Origin of the sequence: Shewanella sp. SW32 (assembly GCF_025653365.1) — a bacterium.
GTDB classification, from domain to species: Bacteria; Pseudomonadota; Gammaproteobacteria; order Enterobacterales; family Shewanellaceae; genus Shewanella; species Shewanella oncorhynchi.
In genome coordinates this window covers 105,350-125,096 of sequence record NZ_JAKKSJ010000010.1, presented here as the reverse complement: position 1 = coordinate 125,096, position 19,747 = coordinate 105,350, and the positions used below count along the sequence as shown (strand labels likewise).

Here is a 19,747-nt window from a genome sequence, read left to right as displayed (position 1 = left end):
CAGTGAAGATAATTCAATTACAGCAAATTAGCATAGGTACCCGAAGCGCGCTTATCGCATTGGTAGCCCTAGCCTCATTGCAGGGCTGTACGCCCACAGTCAAAATAGAACCGCCGGATAAACCTATCGTTATCAATCTCAATGTGAAAATTGAACATGAGATACGGATCAAAGTAGATAAGGAATTAGACCAACTCCTGTCAGACGATAAGCTGTTCTAATTAAATAAGAATTGAGGAATCACCATGAAATCAATCCGACTAAAAACAAAGTTATTATTGCTATTAACCCTCAGCTTTTTAAGCCTAAGCGCCTTTGCCATGTCACTTCAAGAAGCTAAATCACAGGGCTATTTAGGGGAACAAGCCAACGGCTACTTGGGATTAGTGCAAGCCAATCCCGAAGCCAAAGCCGTAATGGACGACGTGAATAACAAACGTCGCGCCCACTACGAAACCATCGCCAAGAAGAACAAACTATCCCCAGCCGATGTTGCTAAACTCGCTGGCGAAAAAGCCATAGCCGCCACAGATAAAGGCAACTATGTGCAAGATGCCAAAGGAAAATGGATTAAAAAATAATCCGCTATTTAATGCTTTAGCGCATAAAAGTAAAACGAATAGACATAAACAAAACGCCTGCAATAGCAGGCGTTTTCATTAGTGGTCGATAAAGGGAATGATTTGCTGGCCAATACCTTTGAGTGAGGATCTAGATTTTAGATTGTTTGATGGAGTTTGGTTAAGCACTGTCATTCAAGTGACTCGCAGCAAGTACATCCGTGTATGCTCGACCGTGACATCCCTGTCACGGACGGTCACTTCCATGACTGTGCTTAATCTCATCGACCCCGGCGTAAACTGGGTAAACAAATTTAACAATGGGTTCATCATTAAATTCGACACGCAGCAAGTCCATATATGGCAATATGTGAAAAATTACTCATCAATGATAAATTCCTCTCTTGCTTTTTTCACGGTTTTGACGCCGACTCCGTTGATAGTAGCTAGTGAATCAAAGTCTAAATAACCTTCTTTAACTCTAAATTTAAATATTTCTTTAGCAATATTTCGGCTAACACCTAAAAGAGCCTCTAACTCATCAATTGTTGCAGTATTTATATCAGGCTTTGCAGCAGAATCTGCACCGTTATCTAAATATTCCAATATATCAGCGATCACTAAATAAGTGTGAAACACAGCCTTAGTTGCTTCCAATTGCCCGAGTTCAGCATGAACACCTTTGTTTGCAAGTTTATTAATTTTTTCTAACCATGAACCTAAAAAATCTACATGCGTTTTGGCAAGTGCTTTATTACTATCCGACTCTATAGCAGAGTCCATAAATGCCCATAACCTATTAACATATTGTCCTTGCCCTAGAACTCTTCCATTATTTTTTTCATTTTTTACAGGGGAAATATGATCCGCAAGACCTTCCAGTAATCTTCGACAAGTAGTTAAAGCTTGAGACCACTCTTCTTCTCTTGAAGATGAAACAGATTTAAAGGCGAGCATCAGCTGTTCCGCGAGAACGGGATCAATATCGAGTAATTTATCATCAACTTCATATTTCAAAATATCAAAACAATTTCCGATGGTTCCTGAAAACTTTAACTCATTAAATAATTTAGATGCAATTTCATGAGCTTTATTTCTCACATAATGTATGTGCTGATTAAGATTATTTTGATAATATATTCCATCATTACCACATTTGGTTCTTACTAGAGCAGCATACATTTCCTCAATGTAACCAATATTGGCATACCCACCGCCACTTTTCTTAGATTTAACAACAATTTCTTCGCTTGTGTAGTGAATATCGGGGTTTAAACCAAGTTTTTCAAGTTCTTCCCTGTACTCTTCTAACTTGTCAGCAACATCTTTAGAGTCATCTATACTAGCAGCCAGCAAAGTATCTAAAAACTTCTTCAAAGCTCTAGTATATTTCTGCTCTCCTAATTGAATTTGGCACCATATATGAATGTCCTGTTTATCAATAATAACAGAAGTTCTAGAGATTTTTTGAACGGCAGCTAAAACGGAGCCTTTAGGCGACTCTAGTTCCTTTAATGCTTCTTCAAGAAGACGAAGAGCCTCTTTTTGTTGCTTCATAGCTTCCTAATTTAATAACACTGTATTACTCAGACTTCAAATAAAAGCAAAATCATAAATGGATTAGCTTCCACACAATCTGAATAAATAATTTAAATATGTAATAACTTAGCATTGCTTGTGATGAATTTACAACATTTTATCATCAAAAAAACAAGACGTTATATACCAAAAACTGATTTTCACGATATGTAAAATAACTAAAAATAGAATATTATCAAAGGAATAATCTCCCCATAAGCAACACTCAATACTTTTCCCATTATTGTTTCTTAAATAACTATTACACACATCGTTAAAAATTAATTCTCGCCTTTAGAACCTCCAGACTACGCAAATGCCAAAAAGGTGCGCCATGGTCATTGGTGAGACGACCGTCCGCCCCATGGACGGGGCGGTCGAGCATCCACGGATGGACTCGCTGCGAGTCGACGAGTAAATACCATGGCAAACCAGACTATGTAGTAAGTTTGATGCAAAAGCCAAGTTGAGAGTAATAAGACTCACGAATTATCATTGGGTAGCATTCGATAGAAAGGTGTTAAAGAGTCACGTGACTAATTTTAGATAAAAGCTTTCTTAGCAGAAAAGAGTACGGATAGCGCACTAATGCTATGGAAATTTAAGCGAATTATCGGCTAATAATAGATATCAAAAACCAATAATGACTATTGATCTACAACCACATTATGCCGCAACCACATGGCGCTGCGCACGTAGGGGGTGTAAGCGATTGTGCATCACTTTGATGGTTTCAAACTGCACCATGGTTTTCGCACCCGACAAAACACATTCAGGTGACAATAACATCACTAGCGCGGACTGTAGGGTATTTTCAACCACGAGGGCGAGTACTCTTTGCTTTTGGCATTTTAGCTCAAAGACTTTACCTACATCGCTATAAACACAGACATCACTGGTATCAAAAAACCATGATTTAGGCATTTGTGGTGTCAGCATAAAATGGGCTGCGGTGGCATTGAGCGCAATTTGAACAATAGCGGCATCGGACAAAGACAGAGTTTTAGGCAATCTATCGAGTAAGTTCATATAGAATTTGGCGTGCGCAATATTAAATTCCATGCTTGATAAGGCATCTGGAATGAGTAATTTTGCTTTATAAGACGTCAGAAATTCTATCTCGGAACCTAACGATACGCCTAATACACCATACGAATCGTTATATTTCCATTGCCAATCTTTTTGCGGCATTAATAACATAACGGTGACCCAATATTTGAACACTGGGACATAATAGTAGATATTTTATCCAATATCAAAATAAAAATAATAAAATACAAATTATTTAACAGTTACTTAGTCGTTCTATTGTAAGATCTTAACAGCGATCTAAGGATCATTTTAGATCGCTGTTAAAGAATAAGATCTTATTTTAGATCGTTATATTGATCTTAAGATCATTATTTCAAGCGGTATGCATTCACTATTTCTTTAATTAACTTCGGACCTTGATAAATAAAACCTGAATAAATCTGAACCATAGTGGCGCCCGCATCGAATTTGGCTAAGGCATCTTCAGCGCTATTAATACCGCCCACACCTATGATCGGGATCTGCCCTTTCAAACAAATTGCCAATTGCTTAATCACTTTAGTAGACAGCTCAGTTAAGGGTTTGCCGCTCAAGCCGCCGCTTTCATTGGCGTTGGCAAGACCGCTAACACCATCACGCGTTAAAGTGGTATTGGTCGCAATTGCACCATCAAATTTGTTTTTAATCAAAGCTTGCGCGATATTTTCAATTTCTTCGATGGTTAAATCTGGAGCAATTTTAAGCGCGATGGGCACGTATTTTTTATGCTTTTCGGCCAACTCAAGTTGCTTGGTTTTAATTGCGCTCAATAATTCATCTAATAGATCGCCATATTGTAGCGATCGTAATCCTGGAGTATTGGGTGATGAAATATTCACCGCAATATAAGCCGCATGGAGATAAACTTTATCCATGCAGATCAAATAATCGTCTTTACCTTGTTCTACTGGCGTGTCTTTATTTTTGCCAATATTGACGCCAACCATGATATTGGTCTTTTTAGCGATCAAATTTTTGACCAGATTATCGACACCCTTATTATTAAACCCCATGCGATTAATGATGCCTTTGGCAGGCTTTAATCTAAATAGACGGGGTAAATCGTTACCAGGCTGTGGTCTTGGGGTAACTGTACCCACTTCAATATGACCAAATCCCATCGCATGAAAGGCATCAATCGATTCGCCATCCTTGTCCATACCGGCAGCAAGTCCCACTGGGTTAGGAAAGGTCAAACCCATAAAGCTAACAGGAGCAGGGGCAATCGTTTGTCCATATAGACACGTTAACGGGCTATTGGCGGTCATTTTTAAACTGCCTATAGCAAGATGGTGAGCTCGCTCAGGATCCATCTGAAACATGACTTTCTGTGCGATTTTATAAAACATGTACTTTCCTCGACCTAAAAAAAGCCCCGGCGATCGCCAGGGCTTCTGATTGTTATAATAAGTTTACTTTTGGCCTTCGCAATGAAGGATCAGAAGGTTAAGTTCACGTAGGGCGACAGAGAACTTAGCAAACTCATGGATTTGCGACGTTTTAAAGTCAGCTAGCATATGGAACCATCTTTCCAATAAGCCTTGATTTATCTCAATCCACTGAGAAATCACACTTTCGGCATCACAGGTTGCACTGCAAGTTCTTAAGACCACTGAACTTAATGCACGTTGTTGCCAATCTAACTCTTCCCTAAAGGCGGCACGAGCCAGTGCTTGCCAATGGTTCGCTACAGGTTGAGCGCTGATCTGTTCTAAGAACCAGTGCAGCTCAACGCGGGCGCCGAGTTTGAAGTAAGTTTCAGCCACTAATGCCACTGTCTTATCTTCTGTTTGCGCAATTTGGGCAATGTCTAAGGCAGAGAACAAGGTGCTCATGTTAGCCACAATCGTTGCCACAGCTTGTGGTACGTTTTCTTTGACCAAAGCATTGATCTCAGATTGGATACCTTTAGCTTCTTCTTCGACCAGATATAAATGAACATTATCTTTAATTTGTTCAAATACCGGTTTGAAGAAAGCAACGGTTTGTTCAATGCTCCAAGTGCGGTTACGGTGACGTAGGAACCAGCGGCTAGCACGACGCATATTGCGGCGTAACTGATGCAGCATTTCACCTTGAACCACAGCCGGAACTATGCCGTTTAAGTCAGTGATCGATTTAGTTAATTCAGCTAAACCAAATACTTCGCGGGCCATAGTGTAGCAAATTGCCGCGTCGGCAACTGAGGCACCAGTCTCATCTTGCATACGTTGAACAAAATTCAAGCCCATGTCGTTGACGAGTTCATTGGCGAGTGAGGTCGCAATGATTTCGCCACGCAGTGGATGGGTTGCCATTTTGTCGCTGTATTTTTCCTGAAGTTTTTTCGGGAAATACGCGATAAGCAGTTGGCTTAACAAAGTATCTTCAGTGATTTCTGGCGTCACTAATTGCTCTTTCAGCACCATCTTCGCATAGGCAACCAGTACTGATAGCTCAGGACGTGTTAGCGCACGGCCACTGGCTAAACGTTCAGCCAATTCGTCGTCAGACGGTAAGAACTCTAAGGCTCTGTCTAACTTGCCTTCTTTTTCCAGATACTGGATAAAGCGGATCTGCTCTTTTAACTGCTCAGCACCACGCACTTGAGTAACAGAGATAGTACGCGTTTGATCTTTACAGTCTTGCAGTACGATGTGGCCGACTTCTTCAGTCATTTCTTCCAGTAAACGGTTACGTTGTTTCAACGTCAGTTCACCTTCAGTTACCATAGCGTTCAGCAAAATCTTGATGTTCACTTCGTTATCTGAACAGTCCACACCACCAACGTTATCCACGAAGTCAGTGTTGATGCGGCCGCCATTAGACGCATATTCAATACGACCTAACTGAGTACAACCTAAGTTACCGCCCTCGCCGACTATCTTAGCGCGCAGTTCGCCACCGTTGACACGTAGAGCATCGTTGGCACGATCGCCGACTTCAGCGTGGGTTTCGCGTGCAGATTTCACATAGGTACCGATACCGCCGTTCCAGATCAAATCCACTGGCATTTTCAACAGTTCTTTCATCAGCTCAGTTGGGGTCATAGAGGTTTTCTCTGTGGCCAACATTTGCTTCATCTCTGCCGATAATGGAATGGATTTAGATGAACGGAGGAAAATACCGCCACCTTTAGAAATCAACTTGCTGCTGTAGTCTTCCCAGCTTGAACGTGGCAGAGCGAATAAACGCGCCCGTTCATCATAACTTAATGCCGTATCCGGATTTGGATCGATAAAGATATGCATATGGTTAAAGGCTGCAACCAGTTTAGTGTGCTTAGACAACAACATACCGTTCCCGAATACGTCGCCCGCCATGTCACCTATACCTAAACAGGTAAAGTCTGTGGTTTGGCAATCAATACCGACTTCGCGGAAATGACGCTTAACCGATTCCCAGCCGCCTTTGGCCGTGATACCCATTTTCTTATGGTCATAACCGTTACTGCCACCCGATGCGAATGCATCACCGAGCCAGAAGTTGTATTCAAGAGAAATCGAGTTCGCGATATCAGAGAATGTCGCAGTGCCTTTATCGGCTGCAACCACTAAATATGGGTCATCTTCATCGTGACGAACCACATCCAATGGATGGACGATTTCACCGTTCAAAATGTTATCGGTAATATCGAGTAAAGCACGGATAAAGATGCGGTAGCATTCTTGACCTTCGGTGAAGAAAGCTTCACGGCCGCCTTCGGTTGGCAATTGTTTACAAACAAAGCCACCTTTCGCACCCACAGGCACGATCACAGTGTTTTTCACTTGCTGTGCTTTTACCAGACCTAATACTTCGGTACGGAAGTCTTCACGACGATCTGACCAACGCAGACCACCACGAGCCACTTTACCGTAACGTAAATGCACACCTTCAACCCGTGGCGAATAAACGAATATTTCGAATTTCGGCAGTGGGCGTGGCATTTCAGGGATCAGTGAAGGCATGAATTTAAACGAGATATAACTCTTAGATTCGCCTTTGGCATCCAGTTGGTAGAAGTTGGTACGCAGAGTGGCGTTAATCAAGTCTAAATAACGACGAATAATACGGTCATCATCTAAGCTAGACACTTCGTCTAAACGTAAATTGATCTGCTCCAAAAACTTACCCAGAGTACGAGTTTTCAGTTTAGGGTTAAATTTACGGATGAACATCTTCACCAACAAATCAGCGATTTGTGGGTAACGACCGAAGGTTTCTTCAATATATGACTGACTGAAAGTTGCATCGATTTGACGCATGTATTTCGCATACGCGCGCAATACAGAGACTTCACGGCCGGTTAAACCAGATGCCAGAATAATGCGGTTGAAGCCATCATCTTCTAACTTCTTTTGCCACACTTGTGACAGTGCAGTTTGGAATCTATCTTGGCTATCAGCGATGTTATCTGTGTTGACGACTTTAACTGTCATCAAGAAGTCTAAGATCCAGAAGGTAGAACCGTCTGAAGTCGTGACTTCATATGGACGCTCGTTGATCACGCGCAGACCAAAGTTTTCGAGCATTGGCAACACGTCAGATAGATGAATAGGCTCATCTTTATGGAATAGCTTTAAACGCACTTTGTTGTCGTTCAGCGCCGCTTCCTGCGGTTGATAGAACAACATGCCGAGCTTGTGTTCATCATCCAGTGCTTCGAGCTGTTGCATGTCAACGACGGCAGAACTTGGCAATACGTCTTCTTTATAGCTTTGTTCAAACGCATTGAAATAACGCTTAGTCAGATGAGTGCCAGCTTCTTCGCCGAGTGCACTGTTAAGCGCAGTGCTTAACTTATCTTCCCACGAACGTGCCGCTTCTATTAAGTTGTTCTCTATGGCAGCCACATCTACATCCATATTATTGTTATCAACTTTGACTATGTAGTGAGTGCGGGCTAGCGTCGACTCGGAGAAATAAGTCGTAAACTCTACATCTTCTTTGCTGTTAAAGTGCTGGGCCAGAATACGTTGAGTATCTTGGCGGAGTTTAGTGTTGTAACGATCCTTAGAAACGTACACTAAACAGGATAAGAAACGGCCAAAGCCATCTTTGCGTACAAAGAGTTTCAGCTTGTCTCTGTCTTGCATTTCTAACACGCCATGGGCCATGTGCGATAAATCATCAACATTGGCTTGAATTAGCTCGTCACGAGGTAAATTCTCAAGGATGTTTAGCAGGGCTTTATAGTCGTGTGAACGTGGGGTCAAGCCTGAACGATCTAACACACGCTGCACTTTTTCATTCAGCAGTGGGATTTCACGTGGGCTGCGGTTATACAGGTTTGACGCATATAAACCGATAAATCTATCTTCGCCAATCACATTGCCTTTCTTATCGAAACGCTTAATACCAATATAATCGACATAAGCTGGGCGATGCACGCGGCTCTTAGCACTGCTCTTAGTGAGGATCAGTAAGCTGTGGTCTAAGGCTTCTTTGCGGGCACTATCGGAGAAGCTAGATAACAACAAACCTTGCTCAGGTTGCGCTTTGGTGTGCTTGTTCATCAAACCTAAACTAGAGGCGATATTAGGCACTAACTCAACGTCACCTTCGACACGTTTCAAATCGTATTGACGGTAACCTAATAGCGTAAAGTGATGATTATTCAAGTAAGTCAGGAAGTTAATCGCTTCTTCTAACTCTTGCTTATCGCCCGGGAACGGACGTTTTGGCAATTCCTTGATCATCTCAGCCAACTTGGCAGACATGACTTCCCAGTCGTTGACTGATGAAGCGACATCGGCAAGCACAGACTGAATTTCGCGCTCTAATGCTTTGATATCAACCGTGCTGCTTTGACGGTCAATTTCAATCAAAAATACGGCGACATGCTCAGTGCTTTCAGGGCTCTTATTAAGATAAGTGACATTCGTCACACCACTTTCTGAACGCTCAATGGCCAGTGGAGTGTGCAACATCATGTGAGCAGTAATACCCATACGATTCAATGCCATACCAACTGAATCTACCAAGAATGGCATGTCAGGTTGGATAACTTCGATGATCGAGTGAGTAGATTGCCAGCCGTGTTTGGCTTGGCTAGGATTGAACACTCTCAGATGAGTGTTACCTTTTGGTGTTTTGTTCAGGGCGTTCCATAAACTGAGAACCGCACCGTATAAATCACTGTCATTACGCGCATTGAGATCGTCTTTCGACATGTGGGCATAAAGGCAGGTGGCGAACTGTTCAACTTGCTTGGCTTGTGAATTAGGGACTTTAGCGTGAATTAAACTGACTACATTTTCAAGTAGTACTGAAGGCATTGCATCTTTCAAGGCCATGTTGCTGTTTCCTTAAGCGTCTATGGCAGCGCTTTTTTCATTATTTGGATGCTTCGGCTTAACAATCGCAGATAAATTAATGTGATCTAGATCGTCGCGCGAAGTTTATTACTAAAACCGCTGTATTTCGAGGAAAATTTTAGTGGTACATCCTCTTGAAATCCAGTATTGGCGTAAACAAGGAATGACAAATGACCAAACAATCGATAAAGCAGACTAAGTATTCAAAAGTAAATGGGGAGCTTAGCTCCCCATTTGTAGACTCTACTTAGGCTGGCGCCAGAAAATGGCGGCCAATGCAGGTAGGATAATTATGGCACCGAGCATATTTACCACAAACATGAATGTTAACAATATTCCCATGTCCATTTGGAATTTAAGCGCCGAGAAGAACCAAGTACTGACACCAATCGCTAAAGTCAGGCCCGTAAAGATCACCGCACTGCCCCGTTCGACCAACGCCTCATAGTAAGCCTGTTGCACTGGCATACCGTTCGAGAGCTTAGACGACATGGTCGAAAGGATATAAATACCGTAATCCACACCGATACCGACACCCAGCGCAATAACAGGTAAGGTACTGACTGCTAAGCCAATATCGAGCTGAGTCATCAAAGCTTGCGCCAATGTTGACACCACATATAGCGGGATAATGACCGCCACAGTCGCTTTCAAGGATTTAAAGCTGATTAAGCACAGTACAAACACGGCACCATAGACATATATCATCATAGGTAATTGCGCTTCGGCTACCGCTTCGTTAGTCGCTGCCATTACACCCACAGGACCCGACGCCAGTTTAAACTGCAACTTCTCGTTGTCCATTTTCGCGGCGACGGCTTTGACCTTAGCGACCACAGTTTCTATGGTTTCGGCCTTGTGATCTTTCATAAACAGATACACAGGCATGACAGAACAATCGCCATTTAATAAACCTGAAGTCGTGGGAATTTGGCCAATGGCCTGTACTAAGCTCGCCGTTGTACGCGGTAACACTTCCCATCTTGGATTACCTTCGTTGAAGCCAGCATTCACTTTTTTAGCGACCGACGCCAGACTCACAGTCGACTCCACCCCTGGGGTATTGCGTACTAACCACTCAAACTGATCAATTTGAGTGAGCACATCGTGGTAAGTACAGGCTTCAGGTGCTGCCTCAACAATCACAGTCATCACATCTGTGGTGATAGAGAAATGATCTGTGATGAAGAAGGTATCGAGGTTATAACGCGAATCTTGATGTAACGCTGGCGCGCCGCCCTGTAGATCACCAATCTTCATCTGATTGGCTTGTTGCAGACCCACAAAATACAACACCACAGTGGCAATAATGACTACCACAGCATATTTAGGCGTCGCAAAACGCGCCATGAAGCGCCAAATAGCCTCAGTTCGCACTTCTTCAGCGGTCGGTTCTGCGTGTTTATTGACTTTGATTTCAGTAAAAGAAATCACCAAAGGCAACAGGATAAGGTTAGTGAAAATGATCACGCCAACACCGAGCGAGGCAGAAATCGCCAGCTCGCGAATAATCCCAATATCGATAAATAACAGGGTAATAAAACCAACAGTATCGGACAGTAATGCCACACCACCCGGCACTAATAAACTACGAAATGCCGACGCCGAAGCCGCTTTTGTCGTTTGCCCGTCGAGCACTCGACGCCGTACAGCATTGATGATCTGCACCCCGTGGCTCACACCGATGGCGAAGACTAAAAACGGTACCAGAATCGACATAGGATCGAGACCGAAACCTATCACAGTCAATAAACCAAGCTGCCAGACCACAGCCGTTAAACTGCAGACCAGTGGCAGCATGGTCAAGATGATGGATTTAGAAAAGAGGTAAACCATGATGGCGGTGACCAAAATCGCGATCACGAAGAACAGCAATACACCCTTAGCACCATCAGCCACATCCCCCGCCATTTTGGCGAAACCTATGATGTGAATTTTAACCTTATCGGTTTCGAACTTGCCCCTAAGCTCTTTTTCTAATTGTGCAGCAAAAGCAATGGTATCAAGCGGTTTACCCGTCTGTGGATCAAAATCCATTAATTGAGCCGACACCATAGCAGCACTGTAATCGTTGGCAATTAATCGGCCGACAATCCCTGCTTTTTCAATATTATCGCGAACCGTTTCTAACCCAGACACTGAAGTTGAAAAATCCGCTGGAATAACTGGCCCGCCAGCAAAACCATCCTCAACGACTTCAGTAAAACGAGTGGAAGGCGAAAAAATTGATTTCACCTGCGCACGATCAACCCCTGGAATAAAAAACAGCTGATCATGCACGTTTTTTAAGGTATCAAAATAGTTAGCATTAAAAATATTACCGCTGGTATCCTCAACCGCCACCATGATGCTGTTGGCACCACCAAAATCTTTTTGGTGTTTCAGGTAGGTCTGCATATAACTGTGCTGCAGTGGAATATTTTTGATAAAAGCCGCATCCATTTTGAGTTGACTGGCCTGATAGCCAAAAAACAACGTCAAAAACACAAAAATGCCGACGACCCATGCGCGATTGCGAAACAAAAATGACTCAAATCCGTTGACCAGTTTTTCTAACATCTTCTCGGCCCTGTTATTTATTGTAGTTTTAAAATTTTATGGCTTAAGAATAAACAGCCCTTGGCTGCCGGATAACCACATATTCCCTTGATTATCCTTCGCAATAGACACTAAGTTTTCCCCTTGGCGACGAGTCACGATACTGCTAGTGTCGTCCTCATTTAGCTTGATCACTATCCCCGCATTACCCACTAAATATAGCGCGTCGTCAGAAACAACCATGGCACCGTTGATTGAGGATTGCACAGGCAGTTCTATTTGATTCCATTGGCTTAAACTCACATCAGCTTTGAATATATGACCGCGAAGGCCCATCACATACACAGCATTTTTCGTTTCTACGGCGTTAAACATAGAACCATCGTAATCAAAATTGGTACGCGTAAATGTTTTACCTTGATCGCCAGAAACAGCGACTAAGCCCAGCTCGCCAACCAATAATAAACGTCCATCGGTTAAGGTTAAAATACGATTAAAGTGCGGCAATAATGAAGCGCGCGCACTCAAATAGGCCGATTGATCGCTGCCTTTTAACTCCGCCAAATAAGCCACATCTTCTTCAGCTAAAAGCTCCTCATGGAACTCCTCGCGCCACTGGGCACCGCCATCATTAGTACGATAAAACAAACCGTAAGCGCCAATGGCAATACCATTGTTTTCGTCTAAAAACACCACATCGAGGAATGGCTTTTCAATCTCGGGCGAATGCATCTGCTGCTGCCAAGTTTGACCGCCATCCTGAGTATGTAAAATAGTTGCATCATGACCTACAGCCCAACCGCGTTTTTCATTGAGAAAAAAGACTTTGGTCAGCTGTGAACTCACGGGCGTTGCCACTTGATGCCAACTGCCGTCATACACCAGAGCATGGCCACGTTCACCCACAGCCACTAAACCTGCGCCTACGTTGGCAATATCTAAAATCAAAGATGAAGCAGCAAGAGGTTGAACTTGAGAAAAAATCGGATCAGAGGGCGTTGCAGATAACGTAGAAGGAAAAAAAGCGCCACCGAAACTTAATACAGCGACACACTGAAGGATGCGAAACGACATACAAACTTCCTTAACTAATGAGGGGCGCTAAGCGCCCCTTTGTACGTGGCCTATTAACGGATACCTTCACGACGCAATGCATCGGGGGTAAAGTTAGCTTCAGTCAGTTTGGCATCGAAGTTATACATGCCACTTTGGTTGTCTAAGCCCATGGCGAGATAACGACGGGATTGCAAATCATGGAAGACTTCTAAAGTATCCCACTGTGCAGGTACTTCGTAATAATTCAAGCCATGTGCAACGGCCACACGATACAACTGATCACGGTTGTCGTAGAGATCGGCGATTGACACTTGCCATGAATCTTCATCAAGGTACATATCGCGCACTTTATAAATGTGGCGCATACCGTCTTTCAGCGTCGCCCTCACTTGCCATACGCGGTGTTTTTCCCAACGAACGTACTCAGGATTCACATGACCAGGTTTCAATATTTGGTCATATTTAAGCTTATCTGAATGCAGTTTGTAATCGTTGTACGGGATATAAATTTCTTTTTTGCCAACCAGTTCCCAGTTGTAACGCACTGGAGAGCCGTTAAACATATCGAAATCATCTGTCGTACGCAGACCATCAGACACTGTACCCGGTGTATCAAAAGCCACGTTCGGCGCTTTACGTACTCGACGTTGACCTGTGTTATAGGTCCAAGCTTGGCGGGGAAGCGCCTCTTGATCCATGGTTTCTTTAACCAATAAGGCTGTACCAGCTAAACGTGCAGGCTGAGTCACCACTTGCTTAAAGTAGAACAGCGTATTGCTGGCTTTAAGCTGATCTAAGGTAATTTCTGGACGAGAATATTCGAAGCGAATTTCCTCAGCCGTTTCGACTAAGCTATAGCTACCATCGGCTGTCGGTGCAGCTTGGCTACGGGAAGTTTCGATATCGATACCACGAAAACGCAAAATGTGGTTCCAAATTGCTTCTAAACCATTTGCAGGGATCGGGAATGGAATACCAATAGCCGCGCCAGAAATACCATTGCCCTGTGCAATCAGTTCAGCACGAGTCGCGTTAACTTTAGTCGCATCGTAAACGAACTGTGGTACAGAGGCGCTACGGCGAGTCTTGTACACATTCATCTTGTAGGTATCAGGATAAAGTTCGAACAACTTCATCTGACCCGGCGTTAAAAAATCTTTATATTGCGCTTTGTTAGCATTGGTAATAGTAAATTCAATCTTATCCTCAGGGAAAGGATCTGGGTGATGCATCCCTTTGGTATAACCCGCCACAGGCTGAGTGATACCACCATCCCACGCAGGAATAGAACCATCAGCATTACCTGCTTTTTCAGCACCTAAAGGGGTAAGTTCATTGCCAAGTTTTGCCGCATCAGCTTCTGATATCTTAGCCATAGCGACTGGCGCTGCGAACGCCAGCATGACTGCACTCGCCAATATCGTCAGTTTCTTCATTGTTTGAGTCCTTTTAGATCGAATACTTGATATTGAATGAAACATAATCACGATCTGCCATCGCATTCGTCGTACCGACACCGCCAAAGAAATTGTTATAGGAGATATCTGCACCCCAACGGTTTTGATAGTCGAAGTTAACGCCTAGCGCGACAGACTTACGTCCTTCCGTGAACAGGAACATAGGATCAGGTGTAATACCATCAACGTCATGGGAGAAAATCACCCGTGGAGACATATTGACCCCAGCAAACACGTTGTTGAAATCCGCCTTTCCAACTAAACGGTATCCCCAAGCAAAGTCGGTTGGGAACGGGTTAGTTTCAGGACCATTGTGCAAGGCTTGAATGATGCCGGGCATATCTGGGTTGCCGCCAGAACGTGACGTACCTGGGCCATTGAGACGTAGCTCATCAAAACCTGGCATATCATGGATCCACACGCCACCCACTTCGGCCAACATAGTCAAGTTATCTAAACCTAACGTTGGACCAAATAAATGGGTGAAAGTCATCTGCGCCTGAGTGGTATCAAGACGGATAAAGCCATCCACGGTTTCACCCGGTTTAACATCTTTAATCTGCGAAATACCATCGAGATCTGGACGAAGACCAGCGTTAGCTAACTGCTGTGGCATACCGGCAAACAATAATTCTACGTCATCGATTTGCAGTGGTTCATCCTGACGATGGGCAATTTCAGCCGCGACAGAGGTATCACCAACCAAGGTATTGAAACTGAAACCGTAAAGCTTGATATCCTCTGGATAAACGATTTGCGCCTTGGAGAAACTCTTCAAATTGAGCAGCAATTCACGATCAATGTTGCCCGAATTTTGACCTATGGTCGCCAGATCAGACAAAAGTGCACCCGTGCTAAAATCGGCGGCAGTACCACTGATAAGAGGACGACGGCTATGGTAATTCATGAAATAAAAACCAAATTCGGTTTCACCCAGTGAAGGCGCGTAATAACCCAGCTTAATACCATATTGGCCATCATTGCTTGGCTCTGCCTCATCCTGCACTAGCGTCACTTTTGTTGGGTAGGCTAAGGCCATAGAAACCAATTGCTGTGTCGGAATAGATTGGCCGCTGGCAATCATGCCCGCTAAACGCTCGTATTCTTGCATCACAAAGTCTAAATTGATGTCAGGGTTAGCATTAAACCCAAGCTGAGCGTTTTGAGCGTAACCACCGAAACCCGCAAAATCGTTAGTCGCAAAAATAGAACCCGGCGTTGGTACCCAAATAGGTTGCCAATCATATTGATAGAATGCTTCTACCGTTAATGAATCCGTCAAACCAAGGGAAGCCCACACCATACCTTGAGGTCTGAACGCTTCTTTGAGTTCAGCACCTGGCGCATTAAGTATGTTCAAGTCAACGGCGTTGATTTCACTGATCCCATGGGCAATCAGTGTACTTTCACCCCATGACACCACTTGATTACCTACACGAATAGATAATGGATTAGCGCCATCGTTAAGATCAAAGTTGCCATACACAAACGCATCGAGTAAGCGAATATCTTTACATTGAACTTCTGAAGCACGGTTATCTTCGCAAGGGTCAAACTCTTTGCCCGTTATCGGATCATTAAAATCATAATTACCGTCATTGAGTTTGCGATCATAGAAATACATACCACGAGCGAATAAACCGTAGTTTTTGTATTTCAATGACAATTCATGCAAACCTTTAACGATTTCGGATGTGGTATCGCCTTGAGAATAAAGTAAATTACTTAAGTCATTGTTACTGGAATACGATCCGGGCTGGGCCCAAATCTCAGCAGAAGTATATTTAGTATTGCCAAATGCGCTGTAATTAGACCAATCGAATTGGGGTTGATTAACCTTACCAATTTGACCTTCCCAATCGCGCTCCCCTACACGCCAGCTCGCACCAGCAGTCCAAGTTGAGTCAAATGTGCCCTCAACCTCTCCCCAATTAAAAGATACTGCATTAACGCTTGGGATCATTAACAAACTCAATGCCGACGCCACCCCCAAAGCAAGCGCCGATTTGTTAAAACTATTTTTAACAATTTTCATTTTAGCTCTCCGTACCCTGCTGGATTCTTTGTTTTAGGAATTACAACCAACATCTTGTTAGCTCACAGGTAACATCATTGTTACAGCAATTAATCCCCTTGAGCAAGGCGCAGTTAGAGAAAATTTTCTAAAGAATTAAGCATGTAGGTACATTTGTACCGTTAACTAAAAAGGAGAGATTTAAATTAGCGAAAAGCGGAATAGGAATGAAACATAAAAACACATTAAAAAATCATATAATTCATTAACATATTTAAAAATAAAATATCACAAAGCGAGCTTAGTAATCAGCCGACCGTTTAAAGTAATTGCTCTAAGTAAAGATAAACAAATTAAGACTAAACTCGATTTAATGAAACAAATTGTCCCTTGTCATCTAAAACCAATTTGAAATAGCCTTGAATGCCATTTTCGGTTAAAAAACGCCTAAAATGACGGCCATTAATCCACAAAATCCGCCCTTGAGTTTCACGAACCTCGACTTTATCGGCAAGCCCTTGATAATAAGGTAAGAAATCTCGATAGCTGATCGATAGTTTGAAATACAGTTCCATAATATCAGGGCAGCACAGACTGCTGCCCTCCTCCTACAAACTGCTATTTTGCCAATGCTTTAGAGACTTTTTCGTACATATCCTTAGATAAGTCAGGCAAAGCCAAAAGTTGCCCTAAACAGGCTTTTATCAAGGTTTGGCGGCCTAAGTCGAATTTATGATACTGGATCAATGGCGTCACCATACGGGCCGCAACCTGCGGATTGAGCTTATTAAGGGTCATTAAGCATTCGGTTAAGAAAGCATAACCCTTACCGTCTCTACGGTGGAATTGATAAATATTACCGGCAGCAAAACTGCCCACTAAAGCACGCACTCGGTTTGGATTGCTCATACTAAAGCACTTGTGTTGCTGCAACTGACGCAAACACTCAATCACATCATCTGCATCACGGGTCGCTTGCAACATAAACCATTTATCCATCACTAATGGCGTATCCTGCCAACGTAGCTCAAATGTCGTCATCAGTTCATCACGACAAGGTAAATTCCCAACATTGGCTGCCGTCAACGCACCAAGAGAATCCGTCATATTACTGGCGTTATCGAACTGAGAAATCACTAACCCCTCGGCCTCATCCGACACCCGAGCTAACCAAGTTAAACACTGATTTTTAAGGGCTCTTGCCTGCGTACTCTCTACTGCGACTAAAGAACGATATAGCGCAATCAATTCATCTTCACTATGTGAAGCGAGCTCTATTAGTACAAATTCGCGTGCTAAAGCTAACGCATCTAGATCAACATTCTCTGTTTGCTCAATCAAAGCCGAAGCCGTAGGTATGGCTAAGATTTCGGCGATCAATGCCGGATCAAGCTCAGTGTCTAACAACACACCTTTAAAACTATCGCGCACACGGGGATCGAGAGCCATAGCTTGTTGCTGTTGTAAACTCGCCACATTTTGCCAAATAGCTTGGCTCACTAAGGTCACAGAAGCTTCCCAACGCGCCACTTCGCTGCTAGCAAAACGCATCAAGTGAACGAGTTGATCCACATTGAATCGATATTGTAATTTGACGGGAGCGGAAAAGTTTTGCAGTAACGAAGCGACGGGTTTATGAGTGAGTCCATCAAAGCTAAATACTTGTTCAGTTTGAGTAAAATCGAGAATCTCATTCACTAAAGAATGGCCCTTCGCATCTAAGAGCTCTAAGCTAAACGGAATATGCAGCGGTGATGCACAGTTCGCTAGACTTTGTTTAAGGGTCAATTGATAAACGCCCGTTTGCGCATCAAAGCTGTCAATCGCAGTCACAATCGGCGTACCAGCTTGGCTATACCATAAACGGAACTGGGTTAAATCCACTCCGCTGGCATCTTCCATTGCCGCCACAAAATCATCACAGGTGACAGCTTGGCCGTCGTGGCGTTTAAAATACAGTTTCATTCCCGCCTGAAACTTTTCTTCGCCGAGCAAAGTGTGCATCATGCGGATGACTTCAGCGCCCTTGTTATACACAGTCACAGTGTAGAAATTATTCATCTCAATGACAGATTCTGGACGAATAGGATGGGACATAGGGCCAGAATCTTCTGCAAATTGCTGATTCTTGATCACTTTAATTGCATGAATTCGATTCACAGCACGAGAGCCTAAATCTGAGCTAAATTCTTGATCGCGAAAAACCGTTAAGCCTTCTTTTAAACTTAATTGGAACCAATCGCGGCACGTTACGCGGTTTCCTGTCCAATTATGAAAATACTCATGGCCTACAACCGATTCAATGCCGTGATAATCCTCGTCGGTGGCCGTTAAGGTATCTGCAAGCACATATTTAGTGTTAAAGATATTTAAGCCTTTGTTTTCCATCGCCCCCATATTGAAAAAGTCGACGGCCACTATCATGTAAATATCTAAATCATACTCAAGATCAAAACGGCTCTCATCCCATGCCATGGATTTCTTAAGTGATGCCATCGCATGGTGTGCTTTATGTAAATTACCTTTATCAACGAACACTTGCAGGATCACTTTACGGCGACTGCGAGTAATGAACTCATCTTGCAATAGATCAAAATCGCCAGCGACTAAGGCAAATAAATACGCTGGTTTTGGAAATGGATCTTGCCAGCAAACATAATGGCGTCCGCCATCTAACTCACCTTGATCAATCAAATTACCGTTACTCAGTAAAAACGGGAATGCGGCTCTATCGGCTTCGATACGAACAGTGTATTTAGCTAATACATCAGGGCGATCAAGGAAATAAGTGATACGTCGAAAGCCCTCTGCCTCGCATTGCGTGCAGTAGGCACCATCGGACATATAGAGCCCTTCAAGACTCGAATTAGCTTCAGGATCGAGCTTAGTGATAATGTTCAGCTCAAACTCATCAAGCTCAGTTTCTAGAACTAATTGACCTGCACTAACATGGTAAGGCACAGCATCACCATTAACAGTCAGCGAAACAACGGTCAAATCTTCGCCATCCAACACTAAGGCTTGTGCATGTTTTGAAGTGCGTTTTATACGACTGATCGCCTGCACTTGGGTTTCATTGCCAGCCAAATTAAACGCTAAATCGATAGTCTCTATCGTAAAAAGTGGCGCTTGATAATCTTTTAAGTATTTTGCTTGAGCTTGTGTCATTTCGATCCCTTTAACGCTGATCTAAAT

12 protein-coding genes are annotated in these 19,747 nt (G+C 43.3%); 2 read left to right on the top strand and 10 right to left on the bottom strand.

Features of this window, described 5'->3' with window-relative positions:
* The first annotated feature begins 2 nt into the window (after window positions 1-2).
* Together L5M28_RS08055 and L5M28_RS08050 are read left to right on the top strand one after the other, a co-directional pair.
* Entirely contained in the window at window positions 3-221 is a 219-nt protein-coding gene (locus tag L5M28_RS08055; RefSeq protein ID WP_028759774.1) for a YnbE family lipoprotein, read from the top strand.
* Window positions 222-245: 24 nt separating this feature from the next.
* Window positions 246-581 (top strand): YdbL family protein, encoded by a 336-nt coding sequence (locus L5M28_RS08050; RefSeq protein WP_106650697.1) that lies wholly within the window; start codon window positions 246-248, stop codon window positions 579-581.
* Window positions 582-938: 357 nt separating this feature from the next.
* On the opposite strand, the gene L5M28_RS08045 is transcribed toward L5M28_RS08050, so the two are convergent.
* The 10 genes from L5M28_RS08045 to pepN all read right to left on the bottom strand — a co-directional run bounded on the left by L5M28_RS08045 (window position 939) and on the right by pepN (window position 19,720).
* Window positions 939-2,117: a ComEA family DNA-binding protein gene (locus L5M28_RS08045; RefSeq protein WP_263202994.1), complete on the bottom strand. Its 1,179-nt coding sequence runs from the start codon at window positions 2,115-2,117 to the stop codon at window positions 939-941.
* 687 nt (window positions 2,118-2,804) lie between these two features.
* Entirely contained in the window at window positions 2,805-3,338 is a 534-nt protein-coding gene (locus tag L5M28_RS08040; protein ID WP_105252649.1) for a cell division protein ZapC, read from the bottom strand.
* Window positions 3,339-3,538: 200 nt separating this feature from the next.
* Window positions 3,539-4,558: a quinone-dependent dihydroorotate dehydrogenase gene (gene pyrD, locus L5M28_RS08035; protein WP_113940562.1), complete on the bottom strand. Its 1,020-nt coding sequence runs from the start codon at window positions 4,556-4,558 to the stop codon at window positions 3,539-3,541.
* Window positions 4,559-4,621: 63 nt separating this feature from the next.
* Window positions 4,622-9,466, bottom strand: coding sequence for an NAD-glutamate dehydrogenase (locus L5M28_RS08030; protein WP_263202993.1), 4,845 nt, complete (start codon window positions 9,464-9,466; stop codon window positions 4,622-4,624).
* Window positions 9,467-9,730: 264 nt separating this feature from the next.
* The gene (locus tag L5M28_RS08025; RefSeq protein ID WP_263195997.1) at window positions 9,731-12,046 is read right to left on the bottom strand and encodes an efflux RND transporter permease subunit; all 2,316 of its coding nucleotides are present in this window, start codon (window positions 12,044-12,046) and stop codon (window positions 9,731-9,733) included.
* A 36-nt stretch (window positions 12,047-12,082) separates the two neighbouring features.
* A complete protein-coding gene (locus L5M28_RS08020; RefSeq protein ID WP_263202991.1) occupies window positions 12,083-13,099 on the bottom strand; it encodes a WD40/YVTN/BNR-like repeat-containing protein in 1,017 nt (338 codons plus the stop codon).
* Between the two features lie 53 nt (window positions 13,100-13,152).
* Entirely contained in the window at window positions 13,153-14,517 is a 1,365-nt protein-coding gene (locus L5M28_RS08015; RefSeq protein ID WP_105252650.1) for a DUF1329 domain-containing protein, read from the bottom strand.
* A gap of 13 nt (window positions 14,518-14,530) precedes the next feature.
* A complete protein-coding gene (locus L5M28_RS08010; protein ID WP_105252651.1) occupies window positions 14,531-16,573 on the bottom strand; it encodes a DUF1302 domain-containing protein in 2,043 nt (680 codons plus the stop codon).
* A gap of 338 nt (window positions 16,574-16,911) precedes the next feature.
* A complete protein-coding gene (locus L5M28_RS08005) occupies window positions 16,912-17,127 on the bottom strand; it encodes a DUF2835 domain-containing protein (RefSeq protein WP_028759764.1) in 216 nt (71 codons plus the stop codon).
* 43 nt (window positions 17,128-17,170) lie between these two features.
* Complete coding sequence (pepN, locus tag L5M28_RS08000; RefSeq protein ID WP_263202989.1) at window positions 17,171-19,720, bottom strand: aminopeptidase N; 2,550 nt, start codon at window positions 19,718-19,720, stop codon at window positions 17,171-17,173.
* Between the last annotated feature and the right edge of the window lie 27 nt (window positions 19,721-19,747).

Bases quoted from the DNA above. Each gene is read 5' to 3' on its own strand.
- L5M28_RS08050 (WP_106650697.1), top strand. From the start codon at position 246: ATGAAATCAATCCGACTAAAAACAAAGTTATTATTGCTATTAACCCTC.
- L5M28_RS08045 (WP_263202994.1), bottom strand. From the start codon at position 2,117: ATGAAGCAACAAAAAGAGGCTCTTCGTCTTCTTGAAGAAGCATTAAAG.
- L5M28_RS08040 (WP_105252649.1), bottom strand. From the start codon at position 3,338: ATGTTATTAATGCCGCAAAAAGATTGGCAATGGAAATATAACGATTCG.
- pyrD (WP_113940562.1), bottom strand. From the start codon at position 4,558: ATGTTTTATAAAATCGCACAGAAAGTCATGTTTCAGATGGATCCTGAG.
- L5M28_RS08030 (WP_263202993.1), bottom strand. From the start codon at position 9,466: ATGGCCTTGAAAGATGCAATGCCTTCAGTACTACTTGAAAATGTAGTC.
- L5M28_RS08025 (WP_263195997.1), bottom strand. From the start codon at position 12,046: ATGTTAGAAAAACTGGTCAACGGATTTGAGTCATTTTTGTTTCGCAAT.
- L5M28_RS08020 (WP_263202991.1), bottom strand. From the start codon at position 13,099: ATGTCGTTTCGCATCCTTCAGTGTGTCGCTGTATTAAGTTTCGGTGGC.
- L5M28_RS08015 (WP_105252650.1), bottom strand. From the start codon at position 14,517: ATGAAGAAACTGACGATATTGGCGAGTGCAGTCATGCTGGCGTTCGCA.
- L5M28_RS08010 (WP_105252651.1), bottom strand. From the start codon at position 16,573: ATGAAAATTGTTAAAAATAGTTTTAACAAATCGGCGCTTGCTTTGGGG.
- L5M28_RS08005 (WP_028759764.1), bottom strand. From the start codon at position 17,127: ATGGAACTGTATTTCAAACTATCGATCAGCTATCGAGATTTCTTACCT.
- pepN (WP_263202989.1), bottom strand. From the start codon at position 19,720: ATGACACAAGCTCAAGCAAAATACTTAAAAGATTATCAAGCGCCACTT.